Source organism: Bacillus inaquosorum KCTC 13429 (genome assembly GCF_000332645.1).
GTDB classification, from domain to species: Bacteria; Bacillota; Bacilli; order Bacillales; family Bacillaceae; genus Bacillus; species Bacillus inaquosorum.
This window is the reverse complement of record NZ_AMXN01000005.1, coordinates 127,536-147,161: the sequence shown is the minus strand read 5'-3', so window position 1 is coordinate 147,161 and position 19,626 is coordinate 127,536. Positions and strand designations below refer to the sequence as shown.

Annotated in this window: 16 protein-coding genes and 1 pseudogene; 12 read left to right on the top strand and 5 right to left on the bottom strand. The window is 47.1% G+C overall.

What is annotated here, in order from left to right; genetic code table 11:
- Positions 1–4 precede the first annotated feature (4 nt).
- Genes BSI_RS07010 through BSI_RS07025 form a run of 4 tightly spaced genes read left to right on the top strand, consistent with a single transcriptional unit; the run spans position 5 to position 4,050 of the window.
- Positions 5–973 carry a GDP-mannose 4,6-dehydratase gene (locus tag BSI_RS07010; protein ID WP_003239968.1) on the top strand — a complete coding sequence of 323 codons (969 nt, stop codon included), beginning with the start codon at positions 5–7 and terminating at the stop codon, positions 971–973.
- 23 nt (positions 974–996) lie between these two features.
- Complete coding sequence (locus tag BSI_RS07015; protein ID WP_032732200.1) at positions 997–1,908, top strand: putative nucleotide-diphospho-sugar transferase; 912 nt, start codon at positions 997–999, stop codon at positions 1,906–1,908.
- Positions 1,909–1,936: 28 nt separating this feature from the next.
- Positions 1,937–3,100 (top strand): glycosyltransferase family 2 protein, encoded by a 1,164-nt coding sequence (locus tag BSI_RS07020; protein WP_003239965.1) that lies wholly within the window; start codon positions 1,937–1,939, stop codon positions 3,098–3,100.
- A 14-nt stretch (positions 3,101–3,114) separates the two neighbouring features.
- Positions 3,115–4,050, top strand: a complete 936-nt coding sequence (locus tag BSI_RS07025) for a putative nucleotide-diphospho-sugar transferase (protein WP_032732199.1) — start codon at positions 3,115–3,117, stop codon at positions 4,048–4,050.
- A 28-nt stretch (positions 4,051–4,078) separates the two neighbouring features.
- Here BSI_RS07025 and BSI_RS07030 read toward each other — a convergent pair whose 3' ends face one another.
- From BSI_RS07030 to bcaP, 3 genes are all read right to left on the bottom strand, one after another.
- Complete coding sequence (locus BSI_RS07030) at positions 4,079–5,308, bottom strand: MFS transporter (RefSeq protein ID WP_003239961.1); 1,230 nt, start codon at positions 5,306–5,308, stop codon at positions 4,079–4,081.
- 110 nt (positions 5,309–5,418) lie between these two features.
- Positions 5,419–6,126: a YjjG family noncanonical pyrimidine nucleotidase gene (locus BSI_RS07035; protein WP_003239959.1), complete on the bottom strand. Its 708-nt coding sequence runs from the start codon at positions 6,124–6,126 to the stop codon at positions 5,419–5,421.
- A 91-nt stretch (positions 6,127–6,217) separates the two neighbouring features.
- Positions 6,218–7,603 carry a branched-chain amino acid transporter BcaP gene (gene bcaP / locus BSI_RS07040; RefSeq protein ID WP_003239957.1) on the bottom strand — a complete coding sequence of 462 codons (1,386 nt, stop codon included), beginning with the start codon at positions 7,601–7,603 and terminating at the stop codon, positions 6,218–6,220.
- A 247-nt stretch (positions 7,604–7,850) separates the two neighbouring features.
- On the opposite strand from bcaP, the gene yfmT reads away from it, so the two are divergent.
- The 6 genes and pseudogenes from yfmT to BSI_RS07070 all read left to right on the top strand — a co-directional run bounded on the left by yfmT (position 7,851) and on the right by BSI_RS07070 (position 14,577).
- Positions 7,851–9,308 carry a benzaldehyde dehydrogenase gene (gene yfmT, locus BSI_RS07045; protein ID WP_003239954.1) on the top strand — a complete coding sequence of 486 codons (1,458 nt, stop codon included), beginning with the start codon at positions 7,851–7,853 and terminating at the stop codon, positions 9,306–9,308.
- A gap of 508 nt (positions 9,309–9,816) precedes the next feature.
- Positions 9,817–10,182 (top strand): annotated as a pseudogene (locus BSI_RS23305) (methyl-accepting chemotaxis protein); the annotation flags it as partial.
- 134 nt (positions 10,183–10,316) lie between these two features.
- Complete coding sequence (locus BSI_RS07055) at positions 10,317–12,206, top strand: ABC-F family ATP-binding cassette domain-containing protein (protein WP_003239950.1); 1,890 nt, start codon at positions 10,317–10,319, stop codon at positions 12,204–12,206.
- 123 nt (positions 12,207–12,329) lie between these two features.
- Positions 12,330–12,776 carry a YfmQ family protein gene (locus tag BSI_RS07060; RefSeq protein WP_003239949.1) on the top strand — a complete coding sequence of 149 codons (447 nt, stop codon included), beginning with the start codon at positions 12,330–12,332 and terminating at the stop codon, positions 12,774–12,776.
- A 122-nt stretch (positions 12,777–12,898) separates the two neighbouring features.
- Positions 12,899–13,321 carry a MerR family transcriptional regulator gene (locus tag BSI_RS07065; protein WP_003239946.1) on the top strand — a complete coding sequence of 141 codons (423 nt, stop codon included), beginning with the start codon at positions 12,899–12,901 and terminating at the stop codon, positions 13,319–13,321.
- 65 nt (positions 13,322–13,386) lie between these two features.
- Positions 13,387–14,577 carry an MFS transporter gene (locus BSI_RS07070; protein ID WP_003239944.1) on the top strand — a complete coding sequence of 397 codons (1,191 nt, stop codon included), beginning with the start codon at positions 13,387–13,389 and terminating at the stop codon, positions 14,575–14,577.
- A 163-nt stretch (positions 14,578–14,740) separates the two neighbouring features.
- Here BSI_RS07070 and BSI_RS07075 read toward each other — a convergent pair whose 3' ends face one another.
- The gene (locus tag BSI_RS07075; RefSeq protein ID WP_003239940.1) at positions 14,741–16,297 is read right to left on the bottom strand and encodes an ABC-F family ATP-binding cassette domain-containing protein; all 1,557 of its coding nucleotides are present in this window, start codon (positions 16,295–16,297) and stop codon (positions 14,741–14,743) included.
- A gap of 174 nt (positions 16,298–16,471) precedes the next feature.
- Here BSI_RS07075 and BSI_RS07080 point away from each other — a divergent pair, with 174 nt between their 5' ends.
- Both BSI_RS07080 and BSI_RS07085 read left to right on the top strand, forming a co-directional pair.
- Positions 16,472–17,602: a DEAD/DEAH box helicase gene (locus BSI_RS07080; RefSeq protein ID WP_003239938.1), complete on the top strand. Its 1,131-nt coding sequence runs from the start codon at positions 16,472–16,474 to the stop codon at positions 17,600–17,602.
- A gap of 68 nt (positions 17,603–17,670) precedes the next feature.
- Complete coding sequence (locus BSI_RS07085; protein WP_003239936.1) at positions 17,671–18,117, top strand: GNAT family N-acetyltransferase; 447 nt, start codon at positions 17,671–17,673, stop codon at positions 18,115–18,117.
- A 52-nt stretch (positions 18,118–18,169) separates the two neighbouring features.
- Here the strand turns inward: BSI_RS07085 and BSI_RS07090 are convergent, their stop codons facing one another.
- On the bottom strand, positions 18,170–19,189 hold the full coding sequence (locus BSI_RS07090; RefSeq protein WP_003239935.1) for an NADP-dependent oxidoreductase: 1,020 nt from the start codon (positions 19,187–19,189) through the stop codon (positions 18,170–18,172).
- Positions 19,190–19,626: the final 437 nt, after the last annotated feature.

Below are 19,626 nucleotides of genomic sequence, written 5' to 3'. Positions count from 1 at the left end.
TGATTTGAGTTTCTGGAAAAATAAAAACGTATTTGTCACGGGGTGTACAGGTCTTTTAGGAAGCTACTTGGTGAAAGAGCTGATCGAACAGGGTGCAAACGTTACGGGGCTTGTCAGAGATCATGTGCCTCAATCCAACCTTTATCAGGGAGAACATATCAAGAAAATGAACATCGTACGGGGATCTCTTGAAGACTTGCCTGTGATAGAACGCGCGCTTGGCGAATATGAAATTGACACAGTCTTTCACCTTGCTGCACAAGCGATTGTCGGCGTGGCAAACCGCAACCCGATTTCTACCTTTGAAGCGAATATCCTTGGCACATGGAATATTCTCGAAGCCTGCCGGAAGCATCCGTTAATTAAGCGGGTGATTGTCGCTTCAAGTGATAAGGCTTACGGCGATCAAGAAAACCTTCCGTACGATGAGAATATGCCGCTGCAAGGCAAGCATCCGTACGACGTCTCAAAAAGCTGCGCAGATCTGATCAGCCACACGTATTTTCACACGTACGGGCTTCCAGTCTGCATCACGCGCTGCGGGAACCTGTACGGCGGCGGGGATTTGAACTTCAACCGCATTATTCCGCAGACGATTCAGCTTGTGCTGAACGGGGAAGCGCCAGAAATCCGCAGCGACGGCACGTTTGTCCGCGACTACTTCTATATTGAAGATGCCGTTCAGGCTTATTTGCTTCTGGCAGAAAAAATGGAAGAAAACAATCTTGCCGGAGAGGCCTTTAACTTCAGCAATGAAATCCAGCTGACTGTACTTGAACTGGTAGAGAAAATATTGAAGAAAATGAACAGCAGCCTGAAGCCGAAGGTGCTGAATCAGGGGAGCAATGAAATCAAACATCAATATTTATCCGCGGAAAAAGCGAGAAAGCTGCTGAATTGGTCACCGGCCTACACCATTGATGAAGGACTTGAAAAAACGATTGAGTGGTATACGGAATTCTTCAAAAAGTAATGTGAAACGAGGTGAACATGACTGTGACCAGCGCGTATTGCACCGTTTTATCAAAAGGGAGATTATATCAGGCAGTCGCCTTATTTAAGTCGTTAGAGCAAGTGGATCAAGACAGTCCCATTTTTATACTGTGCATGGATGAAGATACACACCGCGTCTTACAGAAGCTGAAGATGAAGCAGCTGAACCTTGTGCCGGTGGACGCGCTTGAAAATGAAACGCTTCTGAAGCTCAAGGAAACGAGAGATCAAAGCGAGTACTGCTGGACGATGAAGCCGATCTTTCTGCAAGCTGTGCTGAACAGCAACCCCGAGCTGGAGCGTGTGACGTATATTGACGGGGATTTATTTTTTTACGCCGATCCGTCGCCGATTTTTGAGAACCAGCCGGACTGCTCGGTGCTCCTTTCACGGGGTGATATCGTAATCCCTTCCTTTGAGAGAGAGCAGATTGACATGCTGCAGCGTCTTTTAGGCAGATATAACTCCGGCTTTATCAGCTTCAAGCATAATGATGCCGGCACGGATTGCTTGGAGTGGTGGAAGGAACGCTGTCTTGAGGAATGCAAAAATGCCCCGGGTGAAGGGAAATTCGGTGATCAGGGCTATTTGGATTATATGTCTGAGCTGTTTCCGAATGTATGTGACATTACGACACCCGGTGTGAACATCGGCCACTGGAACTACGGGCAGCATACGTTTTCCTGGGAGGATGGCCGGATCGTGCTGGAGGATGGCAGCCCGCTGATTTTTTACCATTTCAGCGGATACCGAATCGTCAGCATCAATGAAATCAAACAGATTCATGAAACAACCCGCACAGACCTGCCGTTTGTGCATGAGCTGTATCAAGAGACACTGCCGCATATCATTCAGCACATTAAAACGTTAGACCCCGAATTTAACGGTTTTGCTTCAAAAGATGATAACAAATAAATGATTAAATACAGGAAGTGAAAATGAAGTGAAAGCAAGCGTTATTATTCCTGCATATAATTCAAAGGAGCGTCTCTATAACAGCCTTCTGTCATTAAACCAGCAGGAGTGCGATGAAGAATTTGAAGTCATTGTAGCGGACAATGGCTCTGAGGACGGGACGCTCTCGATGCTTGAGTCGTTTCAAGCGGATTTTCCGCTGATCTTTACACGGATTAAAGAAAACAGGGGCATTGCGTACGGCCGAAATCAGGCGCTTCGCAATGCCAGAGGAGATATCCTGATTTTCCATGACAGCGATATGCTTGCGGCAAAGGATCTTGTGGCAAAGCATATCAAAGCCCATGAGAACGAAGAGAATCTCGTCGTGTGCGGTTTGTTTTGGAAACGGATCTACAGTTTTTATTATGAACGCTTTGAAGATGAACATAAGGAACAGCTCGCAAAGATCGTAGACGAAATGCCGAAGAAAGACAAACAAAAGCTGCTGAATGAAGCGGACATCAAAAACGGAAGCTTCCTGGACAAAAGTTTTGACCTTGATACCGACTTTATTGACGTGCTCAAGAAGATTTTAGATGAGTACGGCGATGACCTGAAAGGCTATCATATGCCATGGCGCTTTTTTATCACGAATAATTCCTCTGTTAGACGCAAGCATGTGGTTGACCTCGGTTTATTTGATGAAGGCATTGTGCGGTACGGGTTTGAGGATTACGACCTTGGGATCAGGCTTCATCAGGCCGGACTGACCTTCAGGCTGCATCGCGATATTGTCAGTGTTCATCAGGAGCACCCGAGCAATTGTAAGTCTGTAGACGATATTCGGGCAAACATTGCCTATATGTGCGATAAATACAATAACATCCGCTCCTTAGACGTTCATCTCGCTTTTAACGGGCCGTTTCCTCCTGACATGACGAACGGCATCATGACTGATATTCATAAGCTGCTGGAATCTCAGAAATACGACATGCTGCTGAATCTGTTTCTTGAGCTGCTCCATGTTGTCAAAGAGCGCAATATTGACCCGGATTGGCAAAAGAAAGCGCCAAGGGTGACGTCGAAAAACTTTGATTTACAAACTGTCCGCAAGCTCCTGCCAAAAGCGAAGAAAAAGCTTGGCGTGAACGATTTTGCCAATGCGCTGTATGCGCTTGTCAACGATTTGCTGCACGTGGATCTTAGATAATTGGATGTGGTATGATGAGTACATTTCATTTTTCAACGATAGTGTCAAGGACGCATATCTTTAAGCTCATGCCCATGATTCATTCTCTCCATGAGCATTGCGATGATTTTCATTTGTATGTGCTGTGTGTCGATCAGAAAGCGTATGAATTGCTTCAGCACGTGCCATGGGAGCATGTGACCTTTGTGCAGCTGCATGAAATGGAAGACCCGGAGCTGCTGAAAGCGAAAAGCAATCGAACGTTTCATGAATATTGCTGGACATTGAAGCCCGCCTTTTTATTCCATGTCATGAGCAAGTGGGATGATGCTGAATACTTTGCCCATATGGATACCGATCTGTTCTTCTTTTCTGATCCATCACGTATTTTTGCGGAAAACCCAACGGCTTCTCTGTATTTGACCGATCACCGCAACTCGCCGCGGTTCATGTCCTACTATGAACGGACCGGCCGCTATAACACAGGTTTTGTCGGTGCCGGGAATACGAAGGAAGCATATGAAGCGGTGTGGCAGTGGAGACAGGACTGCATTGAATTTTGTACGGTAGAAATGAATACGGAACGAAAGACGTACGGTGATCAACGATATGTGGAGAAGTGGCCGGCGCAGTACAAGGGTGTGCATGTTGTCAAATCAATCGGAGCCAATACAGCGCTTTGGAATATCGAAAACTATAAGGTCGGGCAAAAGGATGGCCGCGTGTATATAGATGAAACGCCGCTGATTTTCTATCATTTCTCCGGGTTTACACTGGTGACAGAAAATGAGTTCAATCTTTGCTGGTATTATCGGATTGAAGACGAAGCGGCCATTGAAATGATTTATATGCCGTATGTGTTAAACCTGAAAAGATGGATTGACGAAATACAGTCGGCGTTCCCGGACTTTGCGGACGGCTTTATCCCGAAGCACGCAGTGCCTGATACTCATTTTATACAGCTGGATTAAAAAAACCCTGCCGCATGGCAGGGGTTTTTCAGCTATGCCACTCTCTCAGCTTCTGATCGCTCGGCAATAAGAAGGCAAGGATGCCGAGGACAGGGAGAAAGGCAATGGCGATCATTGTCGGGGTCAATCCCGCGGCGTCAATCAGAGCGCCCAGCGCCACAGCGCCGATCGCGCCCATTCCGAAGGCAAGCCCGACGGTCAAACCGGACATTGTGCCGATTTTTCCAGGAACAAGCTCCTGTGCGTAGACAACCGTTACGGAAAAGCTCGACATCAGAACCAAGCCGATCAATGCGAGCACGCCATAGGCGAGCACCGGTCCGGAAAATGGAAGCACAATCGCCAGCGGCGCCGAGCAGAGCAGCGAACCGAGAATCACGAAGCGTTTTCCGAAACGGTCTGCAAGCGGGCCGCCAAGAAACGTGCCGACAGCGCCGAACAGCAAAAAGACAAAAATATAGCTCTGTGCCTGCTGAATGCTTACGTGATATGTATCCATCGCGTAAAACGTGTAAAAGTTGCCGATTGCACTCGTATACCAAGAACGTGCAAAAATGAGAAATATAATAATGATAAGAGCAGATACAACAGACTTGGTGATAGCCTTGTTTTCAGCCGTTTTCTTTTGTTTGCCGGACTTCTGGGCAAGACTTCCGAGACGTGCAGCGTACCATTTCGCAATATACAGCAGAAACATAACAGCGAGCGCGGCGACAAGCGTGAACCAAACAGCGCCGAATTGCCCGAGCGGCACAAGGATCAGCGCGGTGATCAGAGGCGCCATCGCCTGGCCTGAGTTTCCGCCCACCTGATAGATCGACTGGGCGAGCCCGCGTTTTGTGCCGGCTGCCATATACGCCACACGGGAGCCTTCCGGATGGAAAATGGCCGAACCTAATCCGATGAAAAACACACAGCATAAAATCGTTACAAATGATGGGGCAAATGCAAGGCCTAAAATGCCGAGCATGCTGGCGGTCAGACCGATTGGCAGCGCGTACGGCCGCGGCCGTTTATCGGTATACCAGCCGACGACAGGCTGCATGACAGATGACACCATGTTTAATGTGAAAGCGATGATGCCGAGCTGTGTAAATGTCAAGCTCATGGAGCGTTCCAAAATAGGGAACATGGCCGGTATCACGGCTTGCAGCGAATCGTTGAGCATGTGGCAGATTCCGATGATAATCAAAATCGGATACACCGTGGTGCCGGGTTTTTGAACTGTTTTTTCTTTTAGCGGGGCGGCAATAGCCAAATGAGTCTCCTCCTTACATATATAACCAAAGCATATCACCATATTATTCATAAGGTGAAGAATTTATCAAGAGGAAAATCGACTCTTTAAAAGAAACGCCGTCAGCATGATTAGCAGCTGACGGTATGTTGGATATTCAAAATGTGATACAGCTCTTCAAGCTTACGAATCTCAAAAGTTGGCATGATTTCTGACTCATTCGGCTTCATGTCAGGGTTCATCCAGCACGTATCAAGCCCGGCGAGCTGTCCGCCTTTGATATCAGCAGTCAGGGAATCGCCGATGATTACTGCGTGCTCTGCTGAAAATTGGGGAATCCGTTCAAACACGTAATCGAAATATTCCTTCATTGGCTTTTGGTAGCCTGTGTCTTCGGAAACAAAGATATCCTTGAAGAACGGAAATAATCCTGAATCACGGAGACGCTTGTATTGTGTCTTAGACACACCGTTTGTCACGATATACAAATCAAACTGGTGCTGCAGATTTGAGATAAGATCAAAAGCGCCGTCAATAAGCTGATGCCCTTCTTCAAGAAAGCTGCGGTATTTTTGCTCAAGCAAGGCGCCGTCCGCCTCATAACCGTATTCCTTGAACAAAGCGGAAAAACGGGTGTTCACGACTTCATCCCGTGTAATTTTTCCTTCTTCAAAGGCTCTCCAGAGACCTTGATTGATTGTTTTGTACTGCGTCTTCATTTCATCAGTTAAAGGAATGTTCTGATCTTCAAACAGCAAACGCAGCGCTAATGCTTCTGCCGCTTTAAAATCAAGGATGGTATCATCTACATCAAATAATAAAGTGCGGTATTGTTTCATCGGTTTGTCTCCCTTTCTCATATGTACTGAAAGTATAGCACATAAAAAAAGGAAAAAGCCGGCGGGTGAGGCACCGCCGGCTGAAAAGAGATTATTTGTTTAATAAGCTATGTTTTCTTGAATACAGGAAATAAACCAGTGTTCCGACAGCGATCCAGATCACAAATGAAAGCCATGTGACGCCGGGAAGGCTATACATGAACCAAAGGCAGATGCCTGCGCTGATAATCGGCACAACCGGAACGAACGGCACTCTGAAGGACGCTTTGATTTCCGGATGTTTCTTTCTTAACACAATGATAGCAATTGAAATGACCGTAAACGCGGCCAGTGTTCCCATGTTCACCAGATGGGCCAGCGTTCCGAGGTTAATAAACCCGGCGATCCCCGCTGCAACGATACCTGTCAGCCATGTATTGCGGAACGGGGTTTTAAATGACGGATGAACCTTTGCGAACAATCCAGGCAGAAGGCCGTCTCTGCTCATGGCAAATGTCAAACGGACCTGAGCGTACAGCAAAGCGAGCATAACCGTCGTAATCCCGATAATGGCACCGACAGAAATAATTCCGGCAACAGCGTCCTGGCCGACGAATTTAAGCGCAAAGGACACCGGATCCCCGACATTCAATTTCGTATAAGGCATCATGCCTGTCAGCACTAGCGATACCGTGATGTATAGAACCGTACAGACGGCAAGCGCTGAAATAATGCCGACGGGCATGTTTTTTTGCGGATTTTTCACTTCCTCTGAAGCGTTAGAAACCGCGTCAAACCCGAGATACGCGAAGAATACAGTTGCCGCGCTGACAATGACGCCTTTCATCCCGAATGGCATAAAAGGAGACCAATTATCCGGTTTGACATAACCGATGCCGACAATGATGAACAATAAAATGATCCCGATTTTCATCAGTACAATGACGTTGTTAAAGCGTGTGCTTTCCTTGACGCCTCTGCTGACAATCGCAGTGATGAGGAGAATGATCACTGCAGCCGGAAGATTAAATATGGCGCCCGGCGTGCTTCCCGGCGCTCCTGTCAATGCGGCAGGAATATGAAGGTTGAAGCCGGCAAGCAGTGATTGAAAGTATGAAGACCAGCCGGTGGCAACCGCCGATAGCGCAATGACATATTCAAGCATGAGGTCCCATCCGATCAAAAAGGCAAGCAGCTCTCCGAGTGTCACGTAGGAGTATGAGTACACGCTTCCCGAAATCGGAATCGAAGACGAAAACTCAGCATAGCAGAAGGCAGCGAGCGCACAGGCGAGCCCCGCTAAAATAAACGATATGATAAGGGCGGGACCTGCACCGGTCGCTGCCACTGTTCCTGTAATGACAAAAATCCCTGTACCGATGACACAACCGATACCAAGCAAGGTTAAATCAAATGCGCTTAACGTACGGGCAAGGCTTTTTGACTTGCTCTGCGCACTCAATGTTTCAAGCGGTTTTTTTCTAAATAATGAACTCATCAAAAGTTCCTCCTGGAAGATTCAAAATATTCTAATCATTATATACAGTTCTTGTTGTATTATATTGTCGAAATTTGGCGCAGTCAATAAAATATTTTTCCACTTTAAACGATAGAAGCGAAACAGCGTTGTCGTATTATAGGATAGTAATTTTTACTAATAACATATTCAATTTTATGCAGGGTGAACCGATAGAAAAAATAGATTCGCCCAATTTTGACTTGCGGTTAAAAAGGAGATGCTGACCATGTTTCAATATGAAGAGTTGAATAAACAGTTTATCGGCGGGAAATGGCAGGAGGGCAGCAGCCCGAATGTATTGGAAAACAAAAATCCTTATACTCAAAAAACATTTACAACCTTCCAAAAAGCGACTGCTGATGATGTAGATGAAGCGTATCGAGCAGCGGCGCTGGCTAAGAAAAAATGGGATGCGGTCAATCCGTTCGAGAAAAGAACCATCTTAGAAAAAGCCGTCACGTATATTGAAGAGAACGAAGAAGCCATCATTTATTTGATTATGGAAGAGCTTGGCGGAACAAGGCTCAAAGCGGCCTTTGAAATCGGGCTTGTTAAAAACATCATGAAAGAAGCGGCGACGTTCCCTGTCCGCATGGAAGGAAAAATTCTTCCGTCAACAATAGACGGCAAGGAAAACAGATTATATCGCGTGCCGGCAGGCGTTGTCGGTGTCATCAGTCCATTTAATTTTCCATTCTTTTTATCTATGAAATCAGTGGCGCCCGCGCTTGGAGCCGGCAATGGCGTCGTGTTAAAGCCGCATGAGGAAACACCGATTTGCGGCGGTACGCTGATTGCGAAAATTTTTGAGAACGCGGGAATTCCAGAGGGGCTGCTGAATGTTGTTGTTACAGACATTGCAGAGATCGGAGACAGCTTTGTCGAACACCCGGTGCCGCGGATCATCTCATTTACAGGTTCTACGAAAGTCGGCAGCTACATCGGCCAGCTTGCGATGAAGCATTTTAAAAAGCCGCTTCTTGAACTCGGCGGAAACAGCGCCTTTATCGTGCTTGAAGATGCGGATATCGAATATGCGGTTAATGCGGCAGTGTTCAGCCGATTCACACACCAAGGACAGATTTGTATGTCAGCCAACCGCGTACTTGTTCACTCATCAATTTATGATAAGTTCCTTGAACTGTATCAGGCAAAAGTGGAATCGCTGAAAGTCGGTGACCCGATGGACCCTGATACGATTATCGGACCTCTAATCAACAGCAGACAGACTGACGGGCTGATGAGATCTGTTGAGAAAGCCATTGAAGAAGGCGCTGTTCCAGTGAAGCTTGGCGGATTTAACGGAACGATCGTGGAACCGACGATCTTAAAAGACGTGAAACCGTTCATGAGCATTGCCAAGGAAGAGTTGTTCGGACCTGTCGTATCCTTTATGAAATTTGATTCAGAAGACGAAGCGGTCGATATCGCAAACGAAACCCCGTTTGGCTTGAGCGGTGCCGTACATACGTCAAACCTTGAGCGCGGCGTGGCTTTTGCGAAGCGCATTGAAACAGGCATGATTCACGTCAATGACACGACAATCAACGATGAACCGAATGTGGCCTTCGGCGGTGAAAAACAATCCGGTCTCGGCCGTTTGAACGGCGAGTGGAGCCTTGAAGAATTTACGACACTGAAATGGATTTCGGTCCAGCACGAAAAACGCAGCTTCCCTTATTAATGAATAGGAGTGAATGGAATTGAGCATAAGAACGGAAAAAGAAACCGCAGACCTTCTGGACGCGTTTGTCAAAGTAGCCCCTTATTTAAACAGCCTGGTTCAGGATGATATTACAATCGGCATTTACGATACGGAAAAACTGCTTGTGAATATACCTGCCAAAACCTTTTCTCTCAACGTAAAAGCCGGCGATCCGCTGCAGGAAGGGGATATTATTACAGACGCCATCCGCACCAATCAGAAGAAGACGAGCATGGTTCCGAAAGAATTGTTCGGCTTCCCATTGATTGCACGCGCCATCCCGCTCCACGACGAGAATGGAAGAGTGATAGGGGGCGTCGGCCTCGGAACGAGCCTTGAGGAGTCGTCTAAGCTTCATGATGTGGCGGAAAGCTTATCGGCTGTTGTTGAACAAACGGCAGCAGCCATTTCCGATATTTCTGATTCAATCAACGGGTTTTCATCTCAAATGTCGGGCATTTCCTCTCAGGCGAAAAAGGTAAGCGAAAGCGCCGGTGAAATCGCCGATATTTCAGTAACCGTGAAAGGCATCTCTGACCAAAGCAACTTGCTCGGCCTGAACGCCGCGATCGAAGCGGCGAGAGCAGGGGAGTCTGGAAAAGGCTTCTCTGTCGTTGCAGATGAGATCAGAAAGCTAGCCACGCATTCGAAAGAAAATGTCGGCCAGATTGACCAGATCACGAAAAAAATCCACAGCCTGCTGAAAGGTCTGGAGGAATCAATCGAGTCGATTAATCAGCATACAGACGGACAAGCCGCTGCCGTTGAACAAATTTCCGCCACGATGCAGGAGATTTCAGGAAGCGCACAGCATCTCGCAAAAATGGCAGAAAAAGCGCTTGAGGAAGAATAAAAGACCGGGGACGAACGTCCCCGGTCTTTTTTCTATCCTGTATTTCCATGAACTTTGTCTGACGTTTTACTAGTTTTATTCCAACGGCTGATTTAAAATGTACACATGAACTTACGTGAGGATTGATAGGAACCATGAGCATATTAAAAGCGGAAAATCTGTATAAAACATACGGAGATAAAACATTATTTGACCACATCTCCTTTCATATTGAAGAGAATGAAAGAATCGGATTAATCGGGCCGAACGGAACAGGAAAATCCACGCTGCTGAAAGTGATTGCCGGCTTGGAATCTATCGAAGAGGGAGACATCACGAAATCAGGCAGCGTGCACGTTGAATTTCTTCATCAAGACCCGGAGCTGCCTGCGGGGCAAACTGTGCTGGAGCATATCTATTCCGGTGAATCGGCTGTGATGAAAACCTTGCGTGAATATGAAAAAGCGCTGAATGAACTGGGGGAAGATCCCGAAAATGAACAGCGCCAGAAGCACCTGCTGGCTGCGCAGGCGAAAATGGATGCGAACAACGCGTGGGATGCGAACACCTTGGCAAAAACCGTATTGTCTAAGCTGGGCGTCAACGACGTAACAAAGCCAGTAAACGAGCTCTCAGGCGGTCAGAAAAAACGGGTGGCCATTGCCAAAAACTTAATTCAGCCCGCTGATCTGCTGATTTTAGACGAGCCGACGAACCATTTGGATAATGAAACGATTGAGTGGCTTGAAGGATATTTAAGCCAATATCCCGGCGCCGTCATGCTGGTGACGCACGACAGGTATTTCTTAAATCGTGTCACGAACCGCATTTATGAGCTCGAACGAGGCAGCCTCTACACGTACAAAGGCAACTATGAAGTGTTTTTAGAAAAACGCGCGGAACGGGAAGCGCAGGCTGAGCAAAAGGAAACGAAGCGGCAAAACCTGCTGCGCCGCGAACTGGCTTGGCTTAGACGGGGAGCGAAAGCGCGCTCCACAAAACAAAAGGCGAGAATTGACCGAGTGGAGGCGATTAAGGAGCAGAAAGGCCCTCAGTCATCTGGCTCACTCGACTTTGCGATTGGCTCCCACCGTCTTGGCAAACAGGTCATTGAAGCGGAGAACGTGATGATCGCTTATGACGGCCGCATACTTGTCGACCGCTTTAATGAGCTGGTCATACCGGGTGAACGGATTGGGATCATCGGGCCAAACGGCATCGGAAAAACAACGCTGTTAAACGCCCTTGCCGGCCGTCATACTCCAGACGGCGGCCATATTGCGATCGGCCAGACCGTCAGAATCGGCTACTATACCCAGGATCATAGTGAAATGAATGGCGAGTTAAAGGTCATTGAATATATAAAAGAAACGGCGGAGGTCGTAAAAACAGCGGATGGCGATATCATTACAGCTGAACAAATGCTGGAGCGTTTCCTCTTCCCGCGTTCGATGCAGCAGACGTATATCCGCAAGCTGTCCGGAGGAGAAAAACGCCGTTTATACTTGCTTCAGGTTCTCATGCAGGAGCCGAATGTCCTGTTTCTCGATGAGCCGACGAACGATTTGGATACCGAAACATTAAGCGTCCTGGAGGATTATATCGACCAGTTCCCTGGCGTCGTCATCACCGTATCCCATGACCGCTACTTCCTTGACCGTGTCGTCGACCGTTTGATTGTGTTTGAAGGAAATGGCGTCATTTCCCGCTTCCAAGGCTCCTACAGTGATTACATGGAGGAATCAAAAGCGAAAAAAACAGCTGAAAAACCGGCTGCTGAAGCAAAACAGCCCGAAGCTGAGCCGAAGAAAAAACGGAAAAAGCTTTCCTACAAAGATCAGCTTGAATGGGACGGCATCGAAGATAAAATTGCCCAGCTGGAAGAAAAGCATGAGCAGCTTGAAGCTGACATCGCCGCAGCAGGCAGCGATTTCGGAAAAATCCAAGAGCTGATGGCCGAACAGGCGAAAACGGCGGAAGAGCTTGAGGCGGCTATGGACCGCTGGACAGAATTGTCCCTTATGATTGAAGAACTTGAAAGTTAGAAAAGCGCGGCCCGCAGCAGGCCGCGCTTTTTTCACATAATGTACAAAAACGAAACACCCTGCTTATGATAGGATGAAATTGTGTGTCAGCGACACATGGAAAACTAATGGAGATGATGAAGTATGACATTGACTATCGTGATGTTAATCCTCATGAGTCTGGTGAAAATCGTATTAACCTGTCTTCCAACAGGCGTCATGGAATGGCTGCTCAGCAAATTTGAGGTGCACGCCAAGCTGAGTGACGAAAATGCCGTTCTCTCTCTAGCTGGAAAACGTCTTGAGGGGGAAGAGAAGCAGAAAGTGATTGACCAATTTAACGAAGCTGTCTTCCTGGAGAAGTATTATATTTACCCAGGTGACGAAGAGCGTTATTTATATCCGGAAAACGGCGGTACGCCGCTGGTGATAGATACGAAAAAAGGCAAAAATGATGTGAAGCTGTTTGTGTACCGCTACGACGACCATATTGACGTCGTGAAGCAGTACAAGAAGAAAGTGATTGCGTATCAATTGCTTTCTGAAAGCCTTCAAAAGCAGTCTCTGTCAGTGACAGGAAGTTTGGCTTAAACAGGACAGTGAAAGACGGGTGCTTTATGCACTCGTTTTTTTATTGATTTTCAAAACTTTACGTTTACGTTAAGGTTCAAAAGGTGTATAATGGGAACAGAAACGGCGAAGGGGGATTTACCTTGGAATGGATGAAGATTGATCAAGTAGCCAAAAGAAGCGGGCTGACAAAGCGGACCATCCGGTTTTATGAAGAAATCGGTTTGATTCCGGCGCCGAAACGGACAGACGGCGGCGTAAGGCTTTATTCAGAGGATGATATGGAGGAGCTTGAGAAAGTCATCAGCACAAAAGAAGTGCTCGGTTTTTCCCTTCAGGAGCTTCAGCATTTCATGGAAACCAGCCGCCAGCTAGAGTTAAACAAAGAGGGGTATTTGTTGTCACTGGATCCTAAGGAACGGAAAGAAAAACTGGAGGAAATTCAGGAAACACTGAATCACCAGCTGGATTTGATTGATGAGAAAATCCGCACATTCGAAAGCTTTAAAGAACGCCTGCAAGGCATGAAAGATAAAGCGGAACGTGCTATTCAATCAATCGAATGAAAAGTTTGCCAAACGCTATTTTTGTAGCGTTTCTTTTAATGGAATAAAGATGGAGGTCAGGTCAAATGGATAAGACAAAACAAGTGAATCAGAAAACGGGCTTGCTCAGTCAGCCGAAAGCTGTATGGGCTGTCGCGTTTGCCTGTGTGATTTCCTTTATGGGAATCGGGCTGGTCGATCCAATTCTTCCGGCAATTGCCGCACAATTACATGCTTCACCTAGTGAAGTATCACTCTTGTTTACAAGTTATTTGCTTGTAACCGGATTTATGATGTTTTTCTCAGGCGCCATTTCCAGCCGTATCGGCGCGAAATGGACGTTAATTCTCGGACTTATTTTTATTATTGTGTTTGCGGGGCTTGGCGGCAGTTCAAGCTCAATTGCTCAGCTAGTAGGCTACCGCGGCGGCTGGGGATTAGGCAATGCTTTGTTTATTTCAACAGCGCTTGCGGTCATCGTCGGCGTGTCTGTCGGGGGCAGCGCCCAAGCGATTATTTTGTATGAGGCGGCGCTCGGTCTCGGGATTTCCGTCGGGCCGCTTGCAGGCGGAGAGCTTGGAAGCATTTCATGGCGCGCACCGTTTTTCGGGGTATCTGTCCTGATGTTTATTGCGTTAATCGCGATTTCTTTCATGCTGCCGAAATTGCCGAAACCGGCGAAACGCGTCGGTGTGTTTGATGCCATGAAGGCGCTCAAATATAAAGGTCTGCTGACGATGGCGGTATCTGCATTCTTATACAACTTTGGATTTTTTATTTTGCTTGCTTATTCTCCGTTCGTTCTGGATTTAGATGAACATGGTCTTGGATATGTCTTCTTCGGCTGGGGCCTTCTGCTGGCTGTTACGTCAGTCTTTACTGCGCCGCTCGTGCACAAAGCGATGGGCACAGTGCGTTCCTTGGTCGTTCTCTTTATCTCCTTTGCGGTCATTCTCATCATTATGGGGATCTGGACAGAGCATCAGACATTGATTATTACATGTATCGTTGTCGCCGGTGCTGTCCTCGGTATGGTGAATACGATCATGACAACCGCTGTGATGGGTTCTGCGCCGGTTGAACGTTCAATCGCGTCTTCAGCCTACAGCTCAGTCCGCTTCATCGGCGGTGCGCTCGCTCCGTGGATTGCGGGAATGTTGTCAGAACACTTCACCGCAAGCACACCATATACAGTAGGCGGGATCGTCGTTTTTGTCGGCATGCTTGTCCTTCTCATGGGACGTAAACATCTTGCCGGAATTAAGGCGGGACATTAATAACGAAAGACACTGCGCAGATGCAGTGTCTTTTTTATCATGCAACCTTCTCATTACTACCATATCCATTGCAGCTCATTTTAAAAGACAGAGAGCTGTTGAGAATCGTTCAGAAAAAATGGCAGTAAAAAACCCGCCCTTCAGCAGGCGGGTTTTCTTCGGTTTAAAGCACTTTCGTCGTCCAAGACTCGCAGTTCCACGTTTCTGTCGCGATATCCATATAAAAGTCTGGCTCATGAGAAATGAGCAGAATGGAGCCTTTGTATTCTTTCAGCGCGCGCTTAAGCTCTTCCTTTGCATCGACATCCAAGTGGTTTGTCGGCTCATCGAGCACCAGCAGGTTTGTTTCCGAATTGATCAGCTTGCACAATCTAACTTTCGCTTTTTCGCCCCCGCTTAATACGGAGACGCGGCTTTCGATATGCTTTGTCGTCAGTCCGCATTTTGCCAGAGCGGCCCGAATTTCATACTGCGTATAAGAAGGGAATTCACTCCATACCTCTTCAATGCACGTATTGTTGTTTGTTTCCTTGACCTCTTGCTCAAAATAGCCGGTAAAGAGATGCTCGCCGCGTTCAACCGAGCCTTCAAGCGGCTGGATTTCGCCAAGCAGGCTTTTCAGCAATGTCGTTTTTCCTATCCCGTTCGCGCCGTAAAAGGCGATTTTTTGGCCGCGCTCCATGCGGAGGTTCAGCGGACGTGACAGCGGGGAATCGTAACCGATCACAAGATCCTTCGTTTCAAAAATCAGCTTGCCTGACGTTCTCGCCGGCTTAAAGTGGAATTCCGGTTTTGGCTTTTCTGCCGCCAGCTCAATCATATCCATCTTATCGAGTTTCTTTTGGCGGGACATCGCCATGTTTCTTGTGCTGACGCGGGCTTTGTTGCGGGCAACGAAATCCTTCAGCTCAGCGACTTCCTGCTGCTGCTTTTTATACGCTGCTTCAAGCTGCTGTTTCTTCACCTCGTAGACTTCCATAAACTGATGGTAGTCGCCGACATAGCGTGTCAGCTCTTGATTTTCAACGTGATAAATCAGGTTGATGACGCTGTTTAAGAACGGAATATCATGGGAAATCAAGATGAACGCGTTCTCGTATTCCTGCAGATAACGTTTCAGCCATTCGATATGCTGTTCATCAAGATAGTTGGTCGGCTCATCGAGAAGCAGAATTTCCGGCTTTTCAAGAAGCAGCTTGGCGAGAAGAACCTTTGTGCGCTGTCCGCCGCTCAAATCAGTGACATCACGCTCTAATCCAATATCGCTCAAGCCGAGGCCGCGGGCAATTTCTTCCACTTTGGAATCAATGATATAAAAATCATTGTTCGTCAGCGCGTCTTGAATCACACCGACTTCTTCAAGCAGCTTTTCGAGCTCGTCGGGATCAGCTTCGCCCATTTTGTTGTAAATCTCGTTCATTTCTTCTTCCATCGCAAATAAATAATGGAATGCGTCTTTCAGGACGTCACGGATGGATTTTCCTTTTTCCAGCACGGTATGCTGATCCAGGTAGCCGACACGGACATTTTTTGACCATTCGACTTTTCCCTCATCAGGTTCAAGCTTTCCGGTAATAATATTCATGAAGGTTGATTTTCCTTCACCGTTTGCGCCGATCAGCCCGACGTGCTCGCCTTTTAACAGGCGGAAGGAGACGTTATTAAAAATGGCCCGGTCACCGAAGCCGTGGCTTAAATCCTTTACAGATAAAATACTCATGTTTACACCTCTATCGTTTATCAAACACGCACAATCGGCGTGTATTATTCACCCTTTTGATTATAAAGGAGGAATCGGAATGTTGAAAGGTATAGGAAAGAAAAAGAAAAATTGCGTTCCGGGCGAGGTTTTGAGATACTATGGAGTAGATTTCAGGAATTGAGGAGAACAAAAATGACGCAAACTTGGCCATTTTTACATAATGCACAATCATTTATACAAGAGAATTGGAATGCTTCCGGCTTTCAAAAGCCAACCCCTGTTCAGGAGCAGGCAGCACAGCTGATCATGGATGGAAAGGATGTCATCGCGGAATCGCCGACAGGCACAGGCAAGACGCTTGCGTATGCGCTGCCGGTCTTGGAGCGAATTAAGCCAGATCAGAAGCATCCGCAGGCGGTGATTTTAGCGCCGTCGCGTGAGCTGGTGATGCAGATTTTTCAGGTGATTCAGGATTGGAAAGCGGGCTCAGAGCTGCGCGCGGCTTCCTTAATTGGCGGGGCGAATGTGAAGAAGCAGGTCGAAAAGCTGAAAAAACATCCGCATATCATTGTCGGTACGCCGGGCAGGGTATTTGAGCTGATTAAAGCGAAGAAACTCAAAATGCATGAAGTGAAAACGATCGTGCTTGATGAAACGGATCAGCTTGTCCTGCCGGAGCATCGCGAAACGATGAAGCAAATCATTAAAACGACATTAAGAGACCGGCAGCTTCTATGTTTTTCTGCCACCCTCAAAAAGGAAACAGAGGACGTGCTCCGCGAATTGGCGCATGAACCTGAGGTGTTGAAGGTGCAGCGAAGCAAGGCGGAAGCGGGGAAAGTAAAGCATCAATATCTGATTTGCGACCAGCGCGACAAAGTGAAGCTGCTGCAAAAGCTGTCAAGACTCCAAGGCATGCAGGCGCTTGTATTTGTGAGAGACATCGGCAACCTGAGTGTGTACGCGGAAAAATTGGCGTATCACCATGTCGATCTCGGTGTTCTGCACAGTGAAGCGAAAAAAATGGAGCGGGCGAAAATGATTGCCGCATTTGAAGACGGAGAGTTCCCGCTCTTATTGGCGACTGATATTGCTGCACGCGGTTTGGATATCGAAAACCTGCCGTACGTGATTCATGCCGATATTCCTGACGAAGACGGCTATGTACACAGATCAGGCCGAACAGGCCGAGCCGGAAAAGAAGGCAACGTGCTGAGCCTCGTTACGAAATTGGAAGAATCAAAGCTGAAAAAAATGGCGAAGAAGCTTGGCGTAGAGCTGAGTGAAGCTGTTTATACAGGCGGAAAATTGAAGACGAAATAAAAAGGAGGGCGGTATGCCCTTCTTTTTTGTTGTAAAATAATAGAAAAGGGATCGCGCGGGGTGGGAAGATGGTTTCAATAGACAGATTTCAAGTGATGAAGGAGCCGGAGCTGAAAATCCTTAAACACTGGTTTGAAGATGAGGATACAAGGCGGAGAATGGATGGGATGCTGCCATTAGATGTGTGGTATGCACGAGTGAATAAAGATGAAGACGATACTGTCATGATGGCTTATGACGGGCAGCTTCCGGCAGGGATGGTCGTTATGGAGTTCGGGGAGAAGCGGGCGTATATTGGATTGATCGTCAATCCTTTGTACCGGCTTCAAGGGTACGGAAAACAGATATTGCAAAAACTGCTGAGTGACCCTGGTTTTAATGGTGTGCGGGAATGGGCTGCATGCATTGAAGAAGACAATCGAATCAGTTTGGCTTGCTTTCAAGCAGCCGGATTTACTTTGGAAGACACTGAACCTGATGAAGATGGTTTCCTCACTTTGCTTCTTCGCACCTGACCATACACAAAAACACGGAGGGCAAAAATCCCTCCGTGTTTTCATTATCATGTCAGTTCGGATCACTGACTTTGATCAGCTGTTTTCCTTTATTTTCGCCTTTAAATAAACCGAGAAACGCGTCAGGAATGTTTTCGAAGCCTTCTGTGATGGTTTCCTCGTAATGGAGCTTTCCATCCTTTAGCCATTCGGCCAGCTGTTTTGCTCCCTCAGAAAAGCGATCGGAGTAGTCGCCTACAATAAACCCTTGCATCAGAGACTTCGTTTTGATCAGCTTCGATTGGACGCGAGGTCCTATGTCATCTGCTTCACTTTCCGCGTTGTAGGAAGAAATGGCGCCGCACACCGGAATGCGGGTAAATTCATTGAGCAGGTTCATGACCGCATCTGAAATCGGCCCGCCGACATTGTCAAAATATACATCGATACCGTCAGGACAAGCGTCTTCAAGCGCTTTCTGGATATCTTCTGCTGTTTTGTAATTGATGGCTTCGTCAAATTGCAGCTCCTGTTTTAAATACGCTATTTTTTCATCAGAGCCTGCGATGCCGACGACTCGCGCGCCTTTGATTTTGGCAATTTGCCCGACCGCTGAACCGACGGCTCCCGCAGCTCCGGAGACGACCACGGTTTCACCTTCCTTCGGGCGCCCGATGTCCAGCAGTCCGAAATATGCCGTCAAACCGGTCATTCCCAAAATGCCGAGATAGGCCGAAGCGGGAGCGAGGCTTGTATCAATTTTTCGCAAGGCAGACTCGCTGACAGCCGAAAATTCCTGCCAGCTGAGGTTTCCGATGACGATATCGCCTTTTTTCAGATGCTCACCGTCTGACACGACTTCAGCGATAACCCTGCCAGAGAGTGCTTCATCCAAGCCGAACGGTTTAACATATGACTTCGTATCCTGCATACGGCCGCGCATATAAGGGTCAACCGATACATAAAGCGTTTTGACAAGCACTTCACCCTGCTGGGGTTCAGGGACGGGGATCGTTTCAAAGCGGAAGTCTTCATGAACGGGAACCCCTTGCGGACGTCTGGCTAATTGAATCTGCTGTTGAGTTTTTGTCATATTCATCCTCCTATTACTTGATTGACACCAATGTAACACGGACTAGTGATGAAATACAAAAGGTAAACCGGCATACAAAAAAGGTTATAGAGGAACTTATGCTTTCTACAAGCTCTTTTGTTTTAAAAGTTCTCTTTAGTCATTTATCATTATTAGAAAAAAGAACAGAAAAAGAGCTTCTGCACACTAGTTAAGATTGGCTAGTGTATATGTCGATTCTTCTTCATATTCTTGCAAGCATCTGCTAGGGGGAGCTTAGTCGTTCACATTTTGCTTTCCCATCAATCTGCCATAGCAAAGTCTATGCAATTGTTTTGCATCTGCAAAGCATTGCTCAATTTTTTCACTTTTATGCTGAGTTTTTCTGAAACAGACAATCGATTATACTCGACCATTTTCTTTTTCAATTAAGTAATGTTTACTTATTAATAAAACAC

What these genes read in the sequence shown, in the direction of transcription:
- BSI_RS07025 (WP_032732199.1), top strand. Translation starts at nt 3,115, where the DNA reads ATGAGTACATTTCATTTTTCAACGATAGTGTCAAGGACGCATATCTTT.
- BSI_RS07035 (WP_003239959.1), bottom strand. Translation starts at nt 6,126, where the DNA reads ATGAAACAATACCGCACTTTATTATTTGATGTAGATGATACCATCCTT.
- bcaP (WP_003239957.1), bottom strand. Translation starts at nt 7,603, where the DNA reads ATGAGTTCATTATTTAGAAAAAAACCGCTTGAAACATTGAGTGCGCAG.
- yfmT (WP_003239954.1), top strand. Translation starts at nt 7,851, where the DNA reads ATGTTTCAATATGAAGAGTTGAATAAACAGTTTATCGGCGGGAAATGG.
- BSI_RS07055 (WP_003239950.1), top strand. Translation starts at nt 10,317, where the DNA reads ATGAGCATATTAAAAGCGGAAAATCTGTATAAAACATACGGAGATAAA.
- BSI_RS07060 (WP_003239949.1), top strand. Translation starts at nt 12,330, where the DNA reads ATGACATTGACTATCGTGATGTTAATCCTCATGAGTCTGGTGAAAATC.
- BSI_RS07070 (WP_003239944.1), top strand. Translation starts at nt 13,387, where the DNA reads ATGGATAAGACAAAACAAGTGAATCAGAAAACGGGCTTGCTCAGTCAG.
- BSI_RS07075 (WP_003239940.1), bottom strand. Translation starts at nt 16,297, where the DNA reads ATGAGTATTTTATCTGTAAAGGATTTAAGCCACGGCTTCGGTGACCGG.
- BSI_RS07080 (WP_003239938.1), top strand. Translation starts at nt 16,472, where the DNA reads ATGACGCAAACTTGGCCATTTTTACATAATGCACAATCATTTATACAA.
- BSI_RS07085 (WP_003239936.1), top strand. Translation starts at nt 17,671, where the DNA reads ATGGTTTCAATAGACAGATTTCAAGTGATGAAGGAGCCGGAGCTGAAA.
- BSI_RS07090 (WP_003239935.1), bottom strand. Translation starts at nt 19,189, where the DNA reads ATGACAAAAACTCAACAGCAGATTCAATTAGCCAGACGTCCGCAAGGG.